The sequence below is a fragment of the Bradyrhizobium sp. WSM1417 genome (assembly GCF_000515415.1).
In the GTDB taxonomy this organism is placed as follows: Bacteria; Pseudomonadota; Alphaproteobacteria; order Rhizobiales; family Xanthobacteraceae; genus Bradyrhizobium.
This window is the reverse complement of the sequence record NZ_KI911783.1, coordinates 6,380,479-6,399,868: the sequence shown is the minus strand read 5'-3', so window position 1 is coordinate 6,399,868 and position 19,390 is coordinate 6,380,479. Positions and strand designations below refer to the sequence as shown.

Sequence of the window (19,390 nt, the reverse complement as noted above, 5' to 3'; positions counted from 1 at the left end):
CGGCTTCATGCCGGCAGGCTCGCTGCATGCCGGCATTTCCCCCCACCTGAGGACGCGGACGGATGTCTGACTCGGCTGCGACACTCACGCAGGACCGGCAGAAGCTGGAAATGGCGGCGCTTTCGGCGCCGGCCGTGATCTTCACGGTTGCGATGATCGCGTTTCCGGTCGTCTATACGATCTGGCTAGGCTTCCAGACGTTTTCCTCGACCGGCAAGCAGTCCTTTGCAGGGCTTGCCAATTATTCCAAGCTGATCTCCGATTACGAATTCTGGCACGGGCTGTGGATCACCATAGCCCTCTTCGTGCTGTCGCTAGTGCTGCAACTCGTCTTCGGCGTCTGGCTGGCGTTGGTGCTGTTCCACGCCAAGCGGCTACCGGGCATCGTGCGCTCGTTGTTCATTTCGCCGTTCATGATGCCGCCGGTGGTCGCCGGCATGATGTGGCTGGTAATCCTCGATCCCTCGCTGGGTGCCGCCAACTATGTCCTGCAGTCGTTCGGCCTGCCCCCGTCGGACTGGCTGGCCTCGCCGTCCCTGGTCATTCCGACGGTGGCGCTGATCGACAGCTGGCAGTGGACGCCTTATGTCGCTCTGATCGTGCTGGGCGGGCTGCAATCCCTGCCGCCGAGTGTCTACGAGGCTGCCCAGATCGATGGCGCATCCCCATTCAAGACATTTCAGCGTATCACGCTGCCGCTGCTGCTGCCGACCATTGTCACTGCCGCGATCCTGCGCAGCGTCGATCTCCTGCGCTTCTTCGACATCATCTACATCACCACCCAGGGCGGCCCGGGCAACGCCTCGAACACGCTCAACATTTATGGGTTCCGGGTCGGTTTCGAGTTCTTCAACATCGGCTATGCCAGCGCCCTGATGCTGACACTGACGGCGATCGTGTTCGGCGCCGTGCTCGCCTTCAACCGCCTGCGGGGCGCAGTGGCGTGGTGATGTCATGAACGATGCCGCCAACACCGACCGCTGGATCCGCTGGCTCAACACGGTGCAGCTCGTGCTCGCCGGCATCATCATCATGGCGCCGACGGTCTGGATGGTGCTGTCTTCGTTCAAGCCGTCCTTCGAGGTCACCGCCTATCCGCCGACGCTGGTCTTCACACCGACGCTGGAGAATTACGCCGAGCTGACCAGGACCACTCCGTTCCTGAGTTATGCGCTCAACAGCCTCATCGTTACCGTCGGTTCGACCTCGCTCGGGCTGCTGTTCGGGATTCCCGCCGCCTTCGCCGTCTCCTGGACCCGGATTACGTGGCCGGCAATCCTGACGCTGGCGGCGCGCATGGCGCCCGGCACGCTGTTCCTGCTGCCGTGGTACGTCATGTTCCGGCAAATCGGCATGATCGGCTCCTACACCGCGTTGATCCTCAGCCACGCCGTCATCACGCTGCCGATCGTGATCTGGGTCTTGCTGCCGTCGTTCGATGCCATCCCGCGCAGCGTGTTCGAGGCTGCGCAAGTCGATGGATGCAGCGTCACGCGCATCCTCTGGCGCATCGCGATGCCGCTGGTGGCGTCGGGCGTCGCGGTCTCGGCGATCCTCGCCTTCGTCTTCTCGTGGAACTACTTCCTGTTTGCGCTGGTGCTCTCCAACGGCGACACCAAGACGCTGATCGCGGCGGCCTTCAACTTCATCGGCGAAGGCTCGACGCAATGGGGCGCCCTCATGGCCGCGGCGACGCTCATCGCATTGCCGCCGCTGGTGCTGGCGGCCCTGGTTCAGCGCTGGCTGGTGTCCGGACTGACGCTCGGCGCGGTGAAAGGCTAGGTATTTGATGAATATGTCTCCCCGCTCGAATTCGATCATGCAGGCCGCGGTCTTCCACGGCGGCGACCGAATCACCATCGAGCCTGTGGCGATGCCCGAAATCGGCGCCGGCGAGGTGCTGGTCCGTGTCTCGCGAACGGCGCTGTGCGGCTCAGACTTCAAGCTCTGGCACAAGGGCGCCGAGTTCACCGCCGGCCACGAGATCTTTGGCGTCGTCGAGCAGCCAGGCCACGGTCTGCATGGCCGCCGCTGCGCCGTCTACATTCCCTTGCACTGCGATCACTGTGCCGCCTGCAAGCGCGGCGATACCCAGATGTGCCTCGAGGTCTCCAGCCTGATCGGCTGGAATAGGCCGGGCGGCTATGCCGAATACGTGCCCGTGCCGGAAAATTGTTTGCTGCCGGTACCCATTGATATCGAGGACAGCCTCGCGCCGCTGTTGCTCGACACCATCGGCACATCCGGTCACGCCGTACGGTTCGTCAGCCGCGTGGTGCCGGCGAACGAGGCCGGTCCGGCCCTCGTGATGGGGGCGGGGCCTGTCGGTCTCGGCGTCGTGCTGGCGCTTCGCGCGCTTGGCTACAACGACATTCATGTCGCCGATCCCAATCCGGCGCGGCTGAAGATCGCACAGTCCTTCGGCGCGAAGCGGCACCCGGTCGGCGACACCTCGAAGCGCTTCGCGCTCATCATGGAATGCTCGGGCGCCCATGCGGCGCGCAATCTCGGCATCGAGCTCGTCTTGCCGCGCGGCGCGCTGGTGCTGGTCGGCGAGAACGCCGCGCCATGGACCATCGAGGAGGGCAAGGTATTCCGCCGCAAGGATTTTTACATGATCCGGACCTTCTACTTCCCGGTCTCGGATTTCGAGCAGAATGTCGAGCTGCTGCGCAAATACAAGGACGAATACCGCGTCCTCGTTGACGGCGAGTTCGGTCTTTCGGATCTCCCTGAAAACTTCGCGCGGTTCGCCAACGGCGAGCTGATCAAGCCTGTGCTGGCGCTGGACTAAGCGATCATGGCCTCGATCTCGATCCGCAATCTCACCAAGCGCTACGGTAATTTCACCGTGATCCCCGATCTCAATCTGGAGATCGCGGACCATGAATTCGTGGTGTTCGTCGGCCCATCCGGCTGCGGCAAGTCGACCTTGCTGCGCATCATCGCGGGCCTCGAGCCTATTTCGGGTGGAGACCTTTACATTGGCGACAAGCGCGTGAATGGCGTGCAGGCGGCCCAGCGCGATATCGCGATGGTGTTCCAGGATTACGCGCTCTATCCACACATGCGAGTGTACGACAACATGTCGTTTGCGCTGGAGCTGCGGGGAACGCCGAAAGCGGAAATCGACGCCCGGGTGAAGCGCGCCGCCGCGCTTTTGCACATCGAGCCTTATCTCGACCGCAAGCCGAAGGAGCTGTCTGGTGGCCAGCGCCAGCGCGTCGCCATGGGCCGCGCCATCGTGCGCAATCCCAAGGCGTTCCTGTTCGACGAGCCGCTGTCCAACCTCGACGCCAAGCTGCGCGGGCAGGTGCGGGCCGAGATCAAGGCACTCTCGCAGCAATTGAAGACCACCATGGTCTTTGTCACCCATGACCAGATCGAGGCCATGACCATGGCCGACCGCATCGTGGTGCTCCAGAGCGGCACGATCCAGCAATACGACACGCCGGAGACGGTCTACGAGCGACCCGCCAACCAGTTCGTCGCCGGCTTCATCGGCTCGCCCGCCATGAATTTCTTCGCGGTCGAGTGGCACGACGACTGCGCAATCCTCTCGCAAGGTGGAACGGCCGTGCCGGTGGACGGCGAGACCGCGAGTAGTCTGCGCCAGGCCGGCAATGCCGTACTCGGCATTCGTCCCGAACATTTCACTGTCGCCACCAATGCTGCCGATGGCATTGCCATCGAGGTCAAGCTGGTCGAGCCGCTCGGCTCCGATACGCTAATCCATTTTGATCTCGCCGGTGTCTCCGCGATTGCGCGGATCGACCCGTCGCTGCGACCGAAAGTCGGCGATCTCCTCGCGCTGCGCCCGCAGCCTGGCAAGACGCATCTGTTCGATGCCACCAACGGACAGGTCCTCCGGTGAGTACGTCAGCCAACATCGGCGATCTCTTGGCGCTTGCGGACGTCGGGTCCAAGGCCAGGCCCGTGCACGTGATCTGCCTTGGGCTCTCTGCGCTGGACCAGGTTTGGCGCGTCGATCGGCCGTTCGCCGGTGGAAGCGAGAAGATCAAAGCTGCTGCGTACGGCACGCTGGGCGGCGGCATGGCCGCCAATGCGAGCGTAGCGGTGGCGAAGCTCGGCGCGTCCGTCGCGTTCTGGGGGCGGGCAGGGAATGATGCCGCCGGCCGCGAGATGAAGTCCGCCTTCGCCGCCGAAGGCGTCGACGTCGAGAATTTCCGGCTGTTTCCCGATGGCCGCTCCTCTGTCTCCGGAATTATTGTCGACAGCAGCGGCGAGCGGCAGATCGTGAACTTCCGCGGCCTTTTTCCTGAATCCGCGGATTGGCTTCCGCTCGAAGCAGTCGGCCGCGCATCCTCCGTGCTGGCCGACCCGCGCTGGGTCGAGGGCGCCGCAACGCTGTTCCGCGAGGCGCGGTCGCGCGACGTTCCGACGGTGCTCGACGGCGACATGGCCGATGCCGAAGTGTTCGAGCGGCTGCTGCCCCTAACCGATCACGCCATCTTCTCCGAGCCCGCGCTTACCGCCTTTGCCGGCTCCGCCGATGATAAATCTCTCGCAGCCCTCGCTCGCTTCGGCTGCCGCGTCATCGCCGTCACGCGTGGTGAGGGCGGCGTGAGCTGGTACCAGAACGGCCAGCTGCAGCGGCAGGTCGCCTACGCCGTCGAGGTCGTCGACACCACAGGCGCGGGCGATGTTTTTCACGGCGCCTATGCCCTGGCGATCGGCGCCGGCCTGGACGTGCGCGCCGCCGTGGCTTTTTCGGCGGCGACGGCCGCCATGAAATGCCGCTACGCTGGCGGCCGCAACGGAATCCCCGACATCAACGAGTGTCTTGCATTCATGAGGACGAAGCCATGAGAACGATTGGAAAGAACCGCGGCCTGGCGCGGCTTGCTGACGCGGACGGCCATTTTCGAATGGTCGCGCTGGACCAGCGGCCGCCCTTGTTCGATGCCATCGCGAAAGCAAAGGGCATCACGCGGGACCAGGTCGAGTATTCCGACGTCACGGCGGCCAAGCGTCTTCTGGTCGAGAATCTCGCGCCGCACTGCAGCTCGATGCTGTTCGACCCGAACTTTGCCGTGCCCGCCGCGATCGATCTGCTGCCGCCGCGCTGCGGCCTGATCATGACGCTGGAAGAGCACCGCGTCGAGGAGACCGCGGGCGGCCGCAAGTCGCGCGCGATCACCAACTGGAGCGTGGAGAAGATCCGCGCCATGGGCGGCGACGCCGTCAAGGTGCTGGCCTGGTACCGGCCGGACGCCGATGCCGCGGTGAACGAGCATCAGAAGAAATTCGTGCGCGAGATCGGCGAGGACTGCGCCCGCCACGATATTCCCTACGTTCTCGAGCTCCTGGTCTATCCGTTCCTCGGCAGCGCCAACCACACCGCCGATTACGTGGAATCGCCGGGCAAGCTGCCCGGCCTCGTCATCGACAGCGTGCGCGAGTTTGCCAAGCCCGAATATGGCGTCGATCTCCTCAAGCTGGAGAGCCCGGTCGCGGCCAACGGTCTGCCGGCCAGTGACGGCAGCGGGGCAGCCAAGGCCGCGCAGAAGGAGTTCGATGCAATCGGCGATATCTGCCGCGAGCGCAACATTCCTTGGGTGCTGCTGTCGGGCGGCGCTGCGCCGGAGAAATTCGAACGCGTGCTCGACTACTCTTATGCTGCAGGGGCGAGCGGCTTCCTGGCGGGCCGCACGATCTGGCTCGACGCCGTTCTAAAGAACTTTCCGGATCGCGCCGCGGTGTCTGCAAGTCTGCGCAAGGACGGTCTCAACGTGCTCGAACGGCTCAGCCAGCTGACCACGGCCAAGGGCACGGCCTGGAAACCGCGCTATCCTGTCTTCACTGATATCAAGCAGGAGGGTGACTTCGCGCGCGCCTACTGAGCACGCCTATCGAGAAAGCATGTGAGGTCTTGCGATGGATAAGAAAATGCTCAGACTGTGGGAGGTGGACTGATAAGGTTTGGCCACAAACCTTATCAGTTATCATCTGACAAGGATTTCGTGTGCTCGATTTGAGGCCTTGGGACAGGGTGGATCACGATTGCGAGCACCTGTCCGGGGTGACTCCGCGATCGTGACGATGATCACCGCCCGTGCTGATCTGAAGATTTACACCGCTGCGCGGCCGATCGATTTCAACTGTGGTCGCGATGGACTGCGGGGAAGGTGCAGAGGATACTTCGCTTCGACCCGTTCAGCGGCGCAGCCTTCGTGTTTCGATCGAAACGAGCGGAGCGGATCAAGATCTTGGTCTGGGATCGAACGGGCCTGGTGTCAGTTCGAGCGACACGCTGGTGCTTCCGCGGTGCCTCCAGCAGCCTTTAAGCGCCAAGCACAATAACTGCTAAATTGTTGAATTAGGGGTGCTGCCAGACAGGATTGAACTATGGCTTCAATCCCGCTTAGCATTGATTCTGTTGATCTTTTCGGTCCGGCGATCTGCTTTTGTGTGGCACTCTTCGGCGGCACACAGCGCGATACTACTGCTGTTGGCGCGAGTTGGCTACGTCGAATGCTCCGGCGGTTCGGACTGAACCGCGAGCCTTGCCCGCGAGGTGCGATCCGTGCGCGTGATTAGCTGGCGACGAGCAGCCGCCCGATCGAGCCGCCGACAACGGGCGCACTGAGCCACGTCCCCCATCAGGTGGGGCTCGCTGCACAAACGGCCATCGTCGTTCTGGGCAATCTGCAGTACATATCGGCATGCATTCAAGTCATCTCGCGAGTGAAATAGTTTTAGTTCCGAACAAGGAGCAGAAGCTCATAACATCAGACCACCTAGGCGCTCGGGGCGGCAGCTGGCTCGACGCCGATAGAGCCAAGCTTAACCGATGTAGGCGACCACGAGGGCCCAAGTTTGTGACGCAGGGACTGCAGAGGACCAAGCCGCAATGTGCTCGCTGACCTGCAAGCCGCGTCGGGCATCAATCCAAAAACCGCGGTCAGAACCATCCAAGAGGAACTGGCGGTGATTGAAGCCGGCCTCGAAGAACTGAAGCCGCCGCCCGGTTGATTGCCGGAGAACGAGTGGGGCTAAATAGTCTCCAGCAATCCTTCGTTCGAATGACCCCGCAGAAGCGCGATAGCTGCTGCCAAGTGCGTCAAAACGGCCACTGATGAGCCGCGTTCAGGCGGCGCTTGTTTTGCGCTCAGTCAGAAACAGGTGACGATTTCTGATCATCGTCTCGACAAGATTGTCGATAGCTCCAGCCGGCCCGATTTGTACTTTTGAACCTTTTTCCGTTTTGGATCGACTATTGAATGCGGGCGCGAGCAATGCACTTTCTTTACCGCCCGCTACGGTGCCCGGATGCGCGCGTTGAGCGCCTTTGCTTTTCCAAGCGATATCATCAGTGGGTACAAGACTTCTTTTGCTGGAGGCAGTGCATGCCGAATCCAAAGATGTTAATCCTGAGGGGAAATAGTGCGCCTGCAGGTAACTATCCAGATGAGAGCGGAAACCCCAACATTGCTTGGCCGTTCGGAGCATTGCACGTCCGAGCCGCGTGCGAATATGCGCGCCGGAGAGGCTATGAACCTGTCGTTCTCGATAAGCCGGGCCAACCGCAAAGCCAGTCCAGTCCGCAAGCGACGGCAGCGATAAAGGCGTTTCTCAACGATGATAAAGTAGCGGCGTTCTATGGATTTTCAGGCGGCGGGTATAATGTGAGACACATTCTTGAATTCCTGGCCTCGAACAAGCCGGAGACTCTCATCCGAATCCATTTGGTCGTGGTGATTGGTTCGCCCGGTCCTCACGGCAAATCCACAAAGCCCCTCTATCTGCCGTCAGCCTATAGCGGGGTCGCAAAACGGAAGTACAAACAATGGAAGGATATAGACTGGGAGGTGGTCTACAGAACTAACCCAGTTGCTTCGCAAATGCCCAAGGATCTAGAACGCGTCAGCACGCACATGTTTGGCCCCGATATTCTGTTGGCGGGCTGGCCTGAGGGTGTAGGAACCTAAAGCGCCGCCTACTTGGTGCTTTTCCGGTATTGCGCGGGCGAAGGAGCCACGCGCTGCCATTGTCGGCCAAGGACCGTGCTTTACATAACAAGCATACCGGAAGCATTTTAGCAGGTCGCAGCGTAGCTCCCCAACACGTCGTCATGCTAAGCGTCCAGCGAACCTTCCCGCGGGGTTCGGAGCCGATACCGAGCTCAATTTCTAACGGCACAAGGCTGCGCATCCCTGGCATTTCAGGCGGCACGGCCGCATGACCTCACCGCGCTGGTGACTGACAACACGAACCCGGAAATGAGAACCTTTCGCCATCCCGTGTTTTTTGAAGAAGGCCAGCATCAACGCTCCGGCTGAGCGATTTTCGCCTGAAGGGACATGTGCGATCCTGCTGGCGGACCCGCCTTCACGCGTACAAGCAAACGGGTACTCGTCGCGATCCGTCTTCGCGCCCGCTAAAAAGCCCGGACTTGGCTTAAGGATCGGCACTTTTCCAGAATAGCCGCTGTCGTTGAAGCTCATCGCCGCCCTACGCACCATGGGGTTGGTCCCGTCATATGTCAGGACCTTTGGTGCGCCATCCATCTGAGCGTCAAATATGTTATCTGCGATATTGGGGTGAGTTTTGAAATCGATCGTCAGAACAGGAAGGTCCATCGGCTACCTCAATTGACACGCTATACCTTGGCGCGCGCGGCTTTGGTGACCGCCGAGCGGTCCGCGTTATTGCTTTTCGTCTGTGCTGCGTCCAGGCGATTGCGCCGGCTCCTCTATTCGACGGGCATCGTCTCGACGATCGCGTAGAGTAGCATGAAGATCGGCAAGAGGATGAAGAACCAAACTGCAGCCGGTTTTGACTGCGACGATCGGCTTCGGTCTTCATCCTGCAATCGATTGCGAGCTGGTTCTTCTCCAGGAGAGACAGAGAGCCTTGTCCGAGTTTGATCTTTGGCGGGTCTTGGCCAATCTGCTCAATAACGCTCTAATTCAGCGCTTTCTTAGCTGCATCACTGATTTGTCTACACAACAGTGCGGTGTTAGCTGGGCAATTTTGCTTTGCCGACTTGTATAGCTTGCTTAGGTCAGCGGTATCCGCAGTTGAATCGATGTGAGATAAAACGAATTTCAGGAATTTCTGATCCTTTTGCGTAACAGCTGAAAGGCTGTGCAGTTCACTCCAATGAGTGTTGAAGAGGCGGACGACACGCTCCGTCAGATCATCTGCCAGTCCGCCGTCGTCGCATGACGAATATTCGGAATAGAACACGTGCAATAGTCCCCAATCATTCGCGCGCGATAGTTCTGCGAGAGCTCGTTGGGCCTTGCTCTGATCGCACGTACTCGCCACCCCGGTACTTGAATAAGAAAAATAGGCACTGGCCGTCAAAAAGATGATGGCATGCAGTCTACGTTTTCGGTTTGCGATTCGCGGCATTTCCCGGAGCCTTTTGAGGGTTAAAGTGACCCTTGTTCTTATGGCGAATAGCGTGGTGTTTGGGTGCGCCTTGCTTCGCAACGTGTTTGTTGTTGCCTTGTACAGCTATCGTTGTAAGCGGATCATTTTTGATAATCCCAGCGATTGTCTCCATGGCTTCATCCGTTGTTCTAATGCAGCCATGCGTTGCGTGCTGGGGTCCAGGCATGTTAGTCGCATCGGCGCGACCTGAATGAAGGCCGACACCTGGATGACCAGGATAGTTAAACCGGATTATCCCGTGTGATCCGTATGGCCCGTTCGAGTCAGCTGCGTGAGGGTATGGCTCGGTAGTGTCCGCAACTTTGTAAGAGCCATTATCCAGATGTCTTGCTGAGTGGTAATTAGATTTCGCGAAGGCGCTATCGATATTGTTGTAGGCGGCCCAACTGCCTAATGATGCCCCTTTATCGTCCCGAAGCTCTATCTGATGAGTGGTGCCGTGATAAATCAATTTGCTCATCGCCGCTCCGAAAAATTGAAAAATTTCGAAATTAAACGATAAAGTTGAACTATAGTGCAGGAATGGGGCGCTAGCAAGTGGCTCGCAATAACAACGGCCGCCGCGGGCAATGCGGAGGCCATGATGGGACGCTGCAAGCTCGGGAGGACCTGAAGCGAGGTGGCAACACCGGGGCTCTAGTCGAGTTCCTAGGCGGCGAGGCTAGGGCGTCGGCCGCATACCGCGCCCTGCGGCCACGCGAGTGAGTTATGTAGGCGCATTGTATACGTGCGGCTTCCCTGTCGGAGCCGGCCGGGCCCGTCAGAGCGCTCACCTTTACTAGCGCTTACCTTTAAATTTGAATGTCGCTTTTCTTCAGCCTTCGACCAGGCGCGACAGTGGCAATGGCTACCCATGGTACTGGGTTGAATAGCTTGAATTGCGGAATGCCGTGCGGGGTTGCCGGGGGATAATCCTTCGGAGTTTTATTTGATAGAACTTTTGCTGGACGCCGTTCAAGACCCTGATCGAAAAAGCTGACGATCTTCTTTTGAGCCTGTGTCAGATCAGTCCGAGCTCCTATGATCGATCCGATCGGCCGACCATCCGGTAGCTTACCATCAGACCACCGAGTAGATCCACGCAAATCAATATTGTTGGGCTGCAGCGGCGATTTGGGTGAGAGCAATTTCCATCCTTCTGACAGAGACCCCTTAGCGTAACCGATGAGCCTCTCGAGATCCTCTTCGGACTTGTCGAGTAGAAATTGAAGCCATGTGAAATAGCCGGCGCTGTCGACAGTGTTCATCATACAACCTCTGAAAAGTGCTTCTAGTAAACCCTCAATCAAAGACGGCGTTTTCGATACTCTGACGCAGTGTAAAACCGATGTTTCGTTAGCCGCAATGAATTTTAATGTTGTGTTTCGAGCCCTTTGCTGCGAATGCCCGTATTCCTATTTCAGTGCGATTGCGGTCCATAATCGAGCTGAAAATGAGGCAGCTATAACGGCAACGACCAACAATCAATCCCATTCGGACATGGCGGATCTGAGCCGCGTTGCTTGCCGGTGAGTCGCGCCAGGCAAACCCAACCAGGACGGCTTCATCGAGAGCTGCAACGCTCGGAAGTGGGACCAGCTGCGGAGCGAGACGATGTGCACGCCTCTGGTTGAGGACGCTCTGCCGACGGCTCTGGGGGGCCAAGTCATCACCCTGTGATGAAGCTCGTTCGACGATTGGACCGGCTCCTCTATCTCACCTGCATCCTCTCGACGATTGCGTAGAGCAGCATGAGTTGGGCAAAAAGACGAAGAACCAAGCTGCGGCCGGTTCGGTCTGCGCGAGTTCGCGATTTGGGTCGGTGTCGGTTGCGTGCGGTATCGAGGACTGCGGCCGAGTTCGTCTATGACGCTTCGCCGCGCGGCGTAGCAAGCGGCGAACCAGCCTTTCGGAAGGGGGCGGGTTCATGCTGCTCTCAGAGCGCAACCAATAGCGGGTATTTGCGCACCAAGGCGAGGTCGATATAGCCTTCGTTGTTGATCCCCTGGTGAGGGCAATAGGCGAGCACGCAGCGTCAATCTAGAGGCAGTTGCGCGTCGTCGCTTCGCGCGTGCCCATGTGGCTAACGCAGTTCGTCTCTCCGCTGTTGGCATCAAGGCTGTCGGCTTCAAGACGCTCAGCGTCGAATACAGCTGTGTCATTCGTCACGGCAATGCTCCCAAGGTGCTGAAATTAGGTTGCGTAATGGGAGGAGGATACCGCGCCGGCTGTCCGGAGCAACCATCATCAATGCTGCAATTGCTAACAGGGCGGCCGAAGGGCGACTTAACTACGATTTTCGACGGGATGGATCGACGCTTGTGGTCGCACTCTGCATGATCTGGCGATGATATTAGCCGCAAGGCGACGACCTGCTCGTTCAGGCTGGCAGCCGTCGTGCCAGAGAGAACCGAAGCAACTCAGCGTGACCAGTCATTGCAATCTCAGTCAACTACCGTCCGCGGCTTCACAAGGTTAGAGGTTTCCTTTGGCGCTCCCAGCCCCTGTCCACCCGCAGCTTCCATTGCCGCGATCGGGGATCGATTAGCCTTCAAGGGATGTGCGTCTGGTTAACAAGGTCACGGCAGCCCGTGGTGACTGGGCGGCCCAGCCTAAGCCTTCCTCAATACCCCACGTACGGCCCCGCGCCGTGTCAGTACCACTTCACGCCGTCGAACGGAGGTTCCTGGTTCCGACCAGTTAGCCTTCTACAATTTCGGTTTCGAGGTTGAACGCATTCACTCCTGAAAATGACAACATAAGAAATGGATTAGCGTCAAGGTTGCTACGGTACGCAGGTAGGCAGCTGCTAGCTTCGATTTCACTTCTGACGCTATCCTTCTTCGGCAGAAGCTGGATGTTTCGCCATGAGATTGTACAGGCACCTCCGGATTTTTCTTCTTTTCACTGCTTCGCTTTTCCTGGCCTCTCAACCAGCTTGGGCGACAAAGCGCGTCGCTTTGGTGGTCGGCAATTCCATCTACCAAAATGCCCCCCTCCTCCCAAACCCGGCCAACGACGCTGCGGCCATCACCGTGACCTTGAAGAGCGCAGGGGTTCGATGTGGTAGACTCAAGGCTGAACCTGTCCGGGACCGACATGCGTCGGGCACTGAGAGAATTCGCCGATCAGGCACGCGATGCTGACGTCGCCCTGGTGTACTATGCTGGTCACGGTATTGAGATCGACGGGACGAACTATCTGATCCCGACAGACGCCCGACTTGAACGCGACACAGACATCTATGACGAGGCCTTCACGCTCGACCGCGTCCTGCTGGCGATCGAGCCTGCGAGGCAGCTGCGCGTAGTGATCGTCGATGCGTGCCGCAACAATCCCTTTGCCGACAAGATGAAACGTACGGTCGCCTCGCGATCAGTCAGCCGCGGGCTGGCCAGGGTTGAACCCACCGTCTCCAACACGCTGATCGCGTTTGCCGCGAAAGCCGGATTCATCGCACTTGACGGCAACAGTAGGAATAGTCCGTATGCGACGGCTCTCGTGAAGTATATCGCAAAGCCGGGGCTCGACTTGCGCAGGGCTTTCGGATTCATCCGCGACGCTGTCTTGCAATCCACAGGCAACCGACAGGAGCCCTACGTCTACGGCACGCTCGGCGGCGAGGACGTTGCACTTGTTCCTGCTGTCAAAACAGAGGAGCCGATGAAAGCGGGCGATCCCGAATCGGAGATTCGCCGTGATTACGAACTAGCCTTGCAGCTACGCAACATGCCCGCTCTGAATGCGTTCCTGACGCAGCATCCGAGCGGATACTATGCAAATTTGGCAAAGCTGCAGCTCTACCAACTCGACGCCGAGGACGCACGCGTCACCGCGACAGCGCAACGTGCCGATCAGCAGAAGGCTGCGGCGGATCTGAAGGCTGGGGAAGAGGGCCGCATCGCCGCCGATAAGACGAAGCAAGTGGCGCAGGAGCAGGCGACCGAGGCAGAACGGAGACGGGCTGCATCCCAATCCACAATCGTCGCTGCGCTGACCGGGAATAAGCCGGCTGTTGAGAATACAGTCACCGATAATCCCGCAGTTGCTGCACCCGACCCGGAAGACAAGGCTGCCAAGCTCGCCGCGCTGAGGGATGAGACGCGCCAGACTGATATCGCAAAAGCCGATATTGCCAAGTCCGTACAAGGCGAGTTGAGCCGCGTCGGCTGCTTCACCGGAGCGGTCAATGGCCAATGGAATGCGGCTTCGCAGCTCTCGTTGGCCCTCTTCAACCAGCACGCGGGAACCAAATTTGACACCAAACTCGCAAGTCTCGACGCGCTTGACGCGATCAAGCTCAAGCCGTCCCGGGTCTGTCCCCTGATCTGTCATCATGGCTACAAGGCTGACGGCGACCAGTGCGGCAGGATAACCTGTGCCGACGGCTCGTTCCTCAACGACGACAATGAATGTGAGAAGCGGCGCGGTAAGAAGCCGGTCGCAAGACCCAACAGGGAGGAGCGTCCGTCACGTGCCGATCGCTCGACACTCGAGAGGCCGGAGCCCACAGCGGACTTTCCGCGGCAACAAGCTACTGCGAAGCCCGGCGGCGGCAGCAGTCAGATCGTTTGTGATCAATCTCTATGCCGTCAGGTCAGTCGCGGCTGCCACCTCGATTACCGCGGCGGCGGCGGCCCCGGCGGCAACACCGGTAATGTCGAGGTCTGCCACTAGCAGGACGCGTGGCGCTGTGGCGCATAGGAGCTATAAGGACGTGCGGATTTGGTATCAAGAATGCGGCAGGCAGCCGACCATATGACCATATCATCCAAAGCTATCGCATATGAAGAGATCAGGAATGTCATCACGGCACATCCTTCGAGACGGCCGCTTTTGGGAGCCCCTAGGATGAAGACGAGCTTCTCGGCGACATCGAAATCATCCTGGTGAGGAGCGCCTCCGGCGCGCCGGAATCATGAGGCTCAGATCGTTTCGCAGCTTCTGAGCTGTCTCATACGCAATCGCCCTCCCTGCACTGATAGCCGGTTTGACGCACACATGCGAAGCGTTGTCGTTCTGAAACGGTGCCTGCTCACCAAGGAATGTGCGTTCAGGGGCAGAAAGCCTCAGCCGCCGAGGCTTTCGAGAAGCCGCGCGACTTGCGGTCTGAGCCTGTCGCAGGAAAGCTGTTGCTGAAATTTCTGCACTTGTTCGCGCGTGCCGTGATTGCGCAACTGCGAAAGCTCGCTCGCCTCCTGATCACAGGACAGCGCTGGCACCCTTAACGGCGCATCAGCCTGTGACGGCGGGGAGGGTGCGTGGGCGGAATCTTCAACGCCGCGCGAGCCGTCGGGTGCGGCAAACGCCACGCTCTCCTTCAGGCGCGAAAGCTGTGGCCGCAGCTTGGAGCAGGCGAGCGTGCGATCGAATTCGGCGATATCTGAAGCAACAGGTTTCGCTCGGAGTTCGGCCAATCGGATTGCATCGCGCTTGCAGGCCTCGTCTTGATTAATCGTCGGCTGGGCGTTCGCGGCTTGCCTGACCTCGTTCTCAACGGGAAGGGCGGGCGACGGCGTGCTTGCGACGGCCGCCGCGCTGAACGGCGCCTGGCTCTTGCTCGCACTTTCCAAGTTTGTGGGTAGGCTTTCGCGCAGCCTTGCCAATTGCGGGCGCAGCCGTTCGCAGGTCATTTCGCGCTCAAACTGGTCGATGGCATCCTTGGACAAATCGCTGCGCAGGCGAGCCAAGCGATCTTGCTCCTTGTCGCAGTAACCAGGATTCGCAGGGCCAGGCGGGGTCGTAGCGGCGGGATCGCGCGAGGCAATTGCTTTATCCGTAGTCGGCCCAGTAGTTTTGACCGGGGGCGCAATCGGCTTGGCCGGAACCGACGGGATGGCCGCAGGGGCCTGAATATCGGGTTGTGACGTCGGCGCCCCATCGCGGCGCTGCGGCTCGACTGCAGCTTGCTTGACTACCTGCTCCTCGCGTTGCCGTCGCTCACTATCCAGGCGCTGCCGCTCGGCAATCATTTTGGCCACCTGCTCATCAAGCAGACGTTGCACAGCATCGGCTCGTTGTTTCTCGGTAGCCAGGCGAGCAGCATCCTCGAGACGCGCTTCACGCAATTTCTGTTCTTGAGCGGCCATTTCGAGGGATTGCAGCCGCGTCTTCACCGTCGTGGCATAGACCGAGTCGGGATATCGCTGCACAAAGCTCTTGAGAGTCGCTGGATCGGACGCGTCCTTGATTTGCTCATAGGCGTCGCGGTCGAGCTGGTTCAGATAGAAATCGCTTAGGAGCGATACATAGGTTTCCGGCCGCTGTCGACCATCAGTCGAAGCGTTCACGTCGGATGCGATTCGGCGAAACAGCTTTTCGATTTCAAGGCCCGGTTGCTTCAACCATTTCAGCAGCGAGGCGGTGAAAGGGCTGTTGCGACCCGTACCGTCAGCGGCGACATCGTCTGGCGAGGTCGAATAAGCCACGACCATCCCTTGGGTCTTGTCCATGCGCGCCAGGCCGCGCGACTGGATTCCACGTTTCTCGCCAGCCCGGCGCTGCAGCATGTCGGCGATCGGATTATTGCGGCAGGAATCCAGGATTAGAATCTTGACTCCATTTGTGCGTTCGAGCGCAGTGCGGACGTCGTCGACGGCAACAAGCTGGAAGCGCAGGCTTACCTCGTCCTGAATCTCGGCATCGATTGGCATCAGATAGTTGCGGCCCTGATACTGGATCGCGTGGCCCGCATAGTAGAACAGCGCTGTGTCGGCATTCGCCGCCGCCCGTGCAAAATTCGCCATGCTGCGGTCGAGCGCCTGACGGTCAGCGTCGATGGTTTCGATGACATCAAAACCGAGCTCGCGGATGGCTTTTGCAACGTCGTGGGCGTCGTTTACTGGATTTGTGAGAGCTAGGCTGGAGTCTCGGTAATGGGAATTGCCGACGATCAAGGCAACCCGGCGTTCGGCTTTTGCCTCAGTGGCAAACACCAATAGGAGGCCGACGATGCAAAGGACTAGACCACGGCGCCAACCGAGCTTAGGGGCTGAGGTCTCACTAGCAGCAGCGGGATTCATCGATTTCAGACGGTCGATCCGGCTGCAAATTGCAGATCGTTCCTTTGATGACATCAAATCGACCTCGTAAGCTCCCCTTTTGATCGGCGTGAGCCTACTCCCAACTTCATTTACTGATAGTGACGACGATACCTTTTTCGTACCACAGGCCGTCGTCCGCTCGCCGTAACCGTGACCTGGATCTGCTCCGAATAAATCGGCGGATTGTGTGGGATGTGGTTTTCATCGGCAAGCAGGAGCTGCAGGGTATGGCGCCCCAAGGGCAATGTGACCTTCGCCTCGGTCTGACCTGCGCCAAAATGAAGGTGATTGAAGTCATTCGGGATGGGTTGATCGAGAGGCGGCAACGGCGCGTCGATCAGCAGGTGATGGTGCCCTGTGTTTACCTTTTCGAAGCCGGCCGGCGCCACGCCCATGCCGACCAGCCCAAAGCGCACGATGGGCGTCGGCGTTACGTAGGCGCCGTTGGTCGGATAGACGAAATAGACCTTTGCGCCGGGAGGCGAGGGATGACGGCCGGTATGGTCATGGGCCATCGGGGCCGGCGAGGAACTGGACGCGCTCGGCGCCGCTGCTCCTTCGACGACCTTGACGTGGATGCGCTCGGACTGGAGGGGCGGCGTATTCGGGATGTGGTTCTTGTCACCGAGCAGCAGCTGAAGCGTATGATCGCCCGGCGTCAATGTGACTTCGGCCTCAGTCTGACCGGCGCCGAAATGGAGGTGGTTGAAGTCGTTCGGAATCGGCTGATCGAGTGGCGGCAGATCGGTATCGATCAGGAGATGATGATGTCCCGAATTCTCCTTGTCCGAGCCAGCGGGCGCAACGCCCATTCCCTTCAAGCCGAAGTGCACGGTGAATTTGGTGGGAACAGTCTGGCCATCCTTCAGGTCGACGAAATAGACGGCGGCGCCGGTTGCACTGGCCGTCGGTCCTCCGGCCGGCTTTGGCTGCGCGTGGGCAGCTCCCGAAACCGCTGCTATCACGAACGACATCGAAGCGACGAGCCGGAAACGATCAAGCACGTAAACCTCCCATGAGTCAGGCTGCGGGCTGGCACCCAAGTATCAATATCAACCGAGAGCCTGCATGTTCACTTGGAGCACAATGACGCGAGCAGGATGTTTCAAAAAGTGAGCAAGGCGGTGCGAAAGACCAGACTAAAATTCTATAGTGAATACCTATATGTTGCAATAGACTTGCAGGTAGCCAACGACCTCTGCGTTGATCTGTCGACCGCGCGTGTATCGCATCGTGACGAGCATTCTGGTGTCAGAATGCGTTGCGTCAGAGTAGCTAAAAAGCGATGGAAAGAATGATCTTAATCTACTTGTTCTTCGCGGGCCATCTGGCTGCGATGCCTCTGGACACCAAGGCTCCATTCGAGCTGCGGGGAACGCCGGTGGCGATCACACAGCAACCGGTTCCTTTGCCTGGCGAAGTGTTCCGCGATTGCCCTGACTGCCCCGAGCTTGTCGTCGTTCCGGCCGGCGATTTCGAAATGGGAAGTCGCGAAACACCCTATACTTCACCGCCGCATCGCGTCTCTATCGCTGCATCCTTCGCAATTGGTCGACGCGAAATCACATTTGCTGAATGGGATGCTTGCGCAAATGATGGCGCCTGCAAGACGCGCGGAGATGATCACGGCTGGGGACGAGGCAGCCAGCCAGTTATCGGGATTAGCTGGGAAGATGCACGCGTGTTCGCCGCCTGGATTTCGCAAAAGACAGGACGGAAATATCGTTTGCCGACGGAAGCCGAATGGGAATATGCAGCGCGCGCTGGCACCACTTCGACGTTCTGGTGGGGCAAGGATATTGGTCGCGGCAACGCCAATTGCGAGGATTGCGATGCGACGGCCTCGCATAAGGCGGTCCCGGTGGGCTCGTTCAGACCCAACGGCTTCGGTCTCTACGACACCTCCGGCAATGCCTATGAGTGGGTCGAAGACTGTTGGAATGACAATTATGCGAAAGCGCCCAAGGACGGGTCCGCCTGGGTGACAGGTCAATGCGGTCAGAAGGTGCTGAGAGGAGGCTCGTTCGCCAACAAGGCGAACCTCGCCGCCTCGGCAGCACGTTTCCGTTACGATCTCGATGTGCGCTATTACGCCAACGGCTTCCGATTGGTTCGCGAACTGCAATAGCCACCAGAGACGTCGCAAAAGGGCCGGCCTCCGCTCGCCCCACCGCCATTTGCGGCACAGGCCGGTTAGACCTCGCGCAACTCGGGCCAATAAATGACGCTGTTTAGCGGATCCTGATGAATTTGACGCCCTGCTCTTGATCAAGGATGCGGTCATCCATGCCGATCAGTCCGCGATATGGCGCCAACCTCGGCAGGTCGATGTTCTGCGTCAATATCTGTGTTTTGATATCAGGGGGCAGCTGCGCAAATCTGCTGTGCTGTCGAAGTGCATCCCTCAGATATGGAGTTGCCATGCCATCAACTATGCCGGCCGCGTCGATGTGGCCGCCAAGATTTCGGAAATTTGCATTTGCCGTCGCAACGACGCGCCATTGCTCGGCGCGCGCTGGCGCCAAGGCCTGAGACGGCGCCGGAGTAGAAGTTTCAGTCGGTGTCAACTTGGCGAGTTTGGGTTGGCTTGAAAGAGGCAGCGCCGCCTTGGCTGTCTCCTGCAGAACCGGCGGCCTGCGCTGTGCGTTGCCGTCCGGCGCCTTGCTCGACGGCGGAAGGACCGGCGTTGCGCTCGCTGGGTCGGGCGCGCGATCCGGATCAATCAGGCGGATCAGCGGAAAGCTAAGCGTGCGCTCGGCAGAGCCGTTGCCGAAACCGGGAATGTCATACGCCGTGCGCTCGACCGAGGTACCGTAGCTCGCCAAAACATGCGGTGTCTTCGCGGAGGCCAAGTCGGATCTCAGCAGGGTGACCGCCTCGTAAGTCACCGCCCCACCGACAATGGCCACGGCTGTCACGGCGCCAATCACAGGCCAATCCATGGC

The 19,390-nt window shown here is 59.5% G+C and carries 16 protein-coding genes and 1 pseudogene; 10 read left to right on the top strand and 7 right to left on the bottom strand.

Annotation, left to right across the window (positions count from 1 at the left end):
* The first annotated feature begins 62 nt into the window (after positions 1 to 62).
* The 8 genes from BRA1417_RS0131360 to BRA1417_RS0131325 all read left to right on the top strand — a co-directional run bounded on the left by BRA1417_RS0131360 (position 63) and on the right by BRA1417_RS0131325 (position 7,952).
* Positions 63 to 950, top strand: a complete 888-nt coding sequence (locus BRA1417_RS0131360; RefSeq protein WP_035968926.1) for a carbohydrate ABC transporter permease — start codon at positions 63 to 65, stop codon at positions 948 to 950.
* 4 nt (positions 951 to 954) lie between these two features.
* Entirely contained in the window at positions 955 to 1,782 is an 828-nt protein-coding gene (locus tag BRA1417_RS0131355; protein WP_027519170.1) for a carbohydrate ABC transporter permease, read from the top strand.
* 7 nt (positions 1,783 to 1,789) lie between these two features.
* Positions 1,790 to 2,794, top strand: coding sequence for a zinc-binding dehydrogenase (locus BRA1417_RS0131350; protein WP_027519169.1), 1,005 nt, complete (start codon positions 1,790 to 1,792; stop codon positions 2,792 to 2,794).
* Between the two features lie 6 nt (positions 2,795 to 2,800).
* Complete coding sequence (locus BRA1417_RS0131345) at positions 2,801 to 3,874, top strand: ABC transporter ATP-binding protein (protein WP_027519168.1); 1,074 nt, start codon at positions 2,801 to 2,803, stop codon at positions 3,872 to 3,874.
* Positions 3,871 to 4,830, top strand: coding sequence for a sugar kinase (locus BRA1417_RS0131340; protein ID WP_027519167.1), 960 nt, complete (start codon positions 3,871 to 3,873; stop codon positions 4,828 to 4,830). Before BRA1417_RS0131345 ends, BRA1417_RS0131340 begins: the two co-directional genes overlap by 4 nt.
* Complete coding sequence (locus BRA1417_RS0131335; RefSeq protein WP_027519166.1) at positions 4,827 to 5,864, top strand: tagatose 1,6-diphosphate aldolase; 1,038 nt, start codon at positions 4,827 to 4,829, stop codon at positions 5,862 to 5,864. Before BRA1417_RS0131340 ends, BRA1417_RS0131335 begins: the two co-directional genes overlap by 4 nt.
* Before the next feature lie 285 nt (positions 5,865 to 6,149).
* A complete protein-coding gene (gene tnpB, locus BRA1417_RS46380) occupies positions 6,150 to 6,308 on the top strand; it encodes an IS66 family insertion sequence element accessory protein TnpB (protein WP_198034875.1) in 159 nt (52 codons plus the stop codon).
* Positions 6,309 to 7,370: 1,062 nt separating this feature from the next.
* Entirely contained in the window at positions 7,371 to 7,952 is a 582-nt protein-coding gene (locus tag BRA1417_RS0131325; RefSeq protein ID WP_156949007.1) for a hypothetical protein, read from the top strand.
* A 201-nt stretch (positions 7,953 to 8,153) separates the two neighbouring features.
* Here BRA1417_RS0131325 and BRA1417_RS0131320 read toward each other — a convergent pair whose 3' ends face one another.
* The 4 genes from BRA1417_RS0131320 to BRA1417_RS44395 form a co-directional block, all read right to left on the bottom strand.
* A complete protein-coding gene (locus tag BRA1417_RS0131320; RefSeq protein WP_027519164.1) occupies positions 8,154 to 8,603 on the bottom strand; it encodes a NucA/NucB deoxyribonuclease domain-containing protein in 450 nt (149 codons plus the stop codon).
* Between the two features lie 325 nt (positions 8,604 to 8,928).
* The gene (locus BRA1417_RS44400; RefSeq protein WP_156949006.1) at positions 8,929 to 9,213 is read right to left on the bottom strand and encodes a hypothetical protein; all 285 of its coding nucleotides are present in this window, start codon (positions 9,211 to 9,213) and stop codon (positions 8,929 to 8,931) included.
* A 139-nt stretch (positions 9,214 to 9,352) separates the two neighbouring features.
* Positions 9,353 to 9,883 (bottom strand): L,D-transpeptidase, encoded by a 531-nt coding sequence (locus BRA1417_RS43165; RefSeq protein WP_084462330.1) that lies wholly within the window; start codon positions 9,881 to 9,883, stop codon positions 9,353 to 9,355.
* A gap of 331 nt (positions 9,884 to 10,214) precedes the next feature.
* On the bottom strand, positions 10,215 to 10,673 hold the full coding sequence (locus BRA1417_RS44395; RefSeq protein ID WP_156949005.1) for a hypothetical protein: 459 nt from the start codon (positions 10,671 to 10,673) through the stop codon (positions 10,215 to 10,217).
* A gap of 1,596 nt (positions 10,674 to 12,269) precedes the next feature.
* Here BRA1417_RS44395 and BRA1417_RS41195 point away from each other — a divergent pair.
* Positions 12,270 to 14,079, top strand: a pseudogene (locus BRA1417_RS41195) (caspase family protein).
* A gap of 392 nt (positions 14,080 to 14,471) precedes the next feature.
* Here BRA1417_RS41195 and BRA1417_RS41920 read toward each other — a convergent pair.
* A complete protein-coding gene (locus BRA1417_RS41920) occupies positions 14,472 to 16,478 on the bottom strand; it encodes a caspase family protein (RefSeq protein WP_084462329.1) in 2,007 nt (668 codons plus the stop codon).
* 56 nt (positions 16,479 to 16,534) lie between these two features.
* Positions 16,535 to 17,449, bottom strand: a complete 915-nt coding sequence (locus BRA1417_RS0131300) for a DUF4399 domain-containing protein (protein WP_027519163.1) — start codon at positions 17,447 to 17,449, stop codon at positions 16,535 to 16,537.
* 290 nt (positions 17,450 to 17,739) lie between these two features.
* Between BRA1417_RS0131300 and BRA1417_RS43150 the strand changes: the two genes are divergently transcribed.
* Positions 17,740 to 18,573, top strand: a complete 834-nt coding sequence (locus BRA1417_RS43150) for a formylglycine-generating enzyme family protein (protein WP_245286295.1) — start codon at positions 17,740 to 17,742, stop codon at positions 18,571 to 18,573.
* A gap of 103 nt (positions 18,574 to 18,676) precedes the next feature.
* On the opposite strand, the gene BRA1417_RS0131290 is transcribed toward BRA1417_RS43150, so the two are convergent.
* Entirely contained in the window at positions 18,677 to 19,387 is a 711-nt protein-coding gene (locus BRA1417_RS0131290; protein WP_027519162.1) for a hypothetical protein, read from the bottom strand.
* Positions 19,388 to 19,390 lie beyond the last annotated feature (3 nt).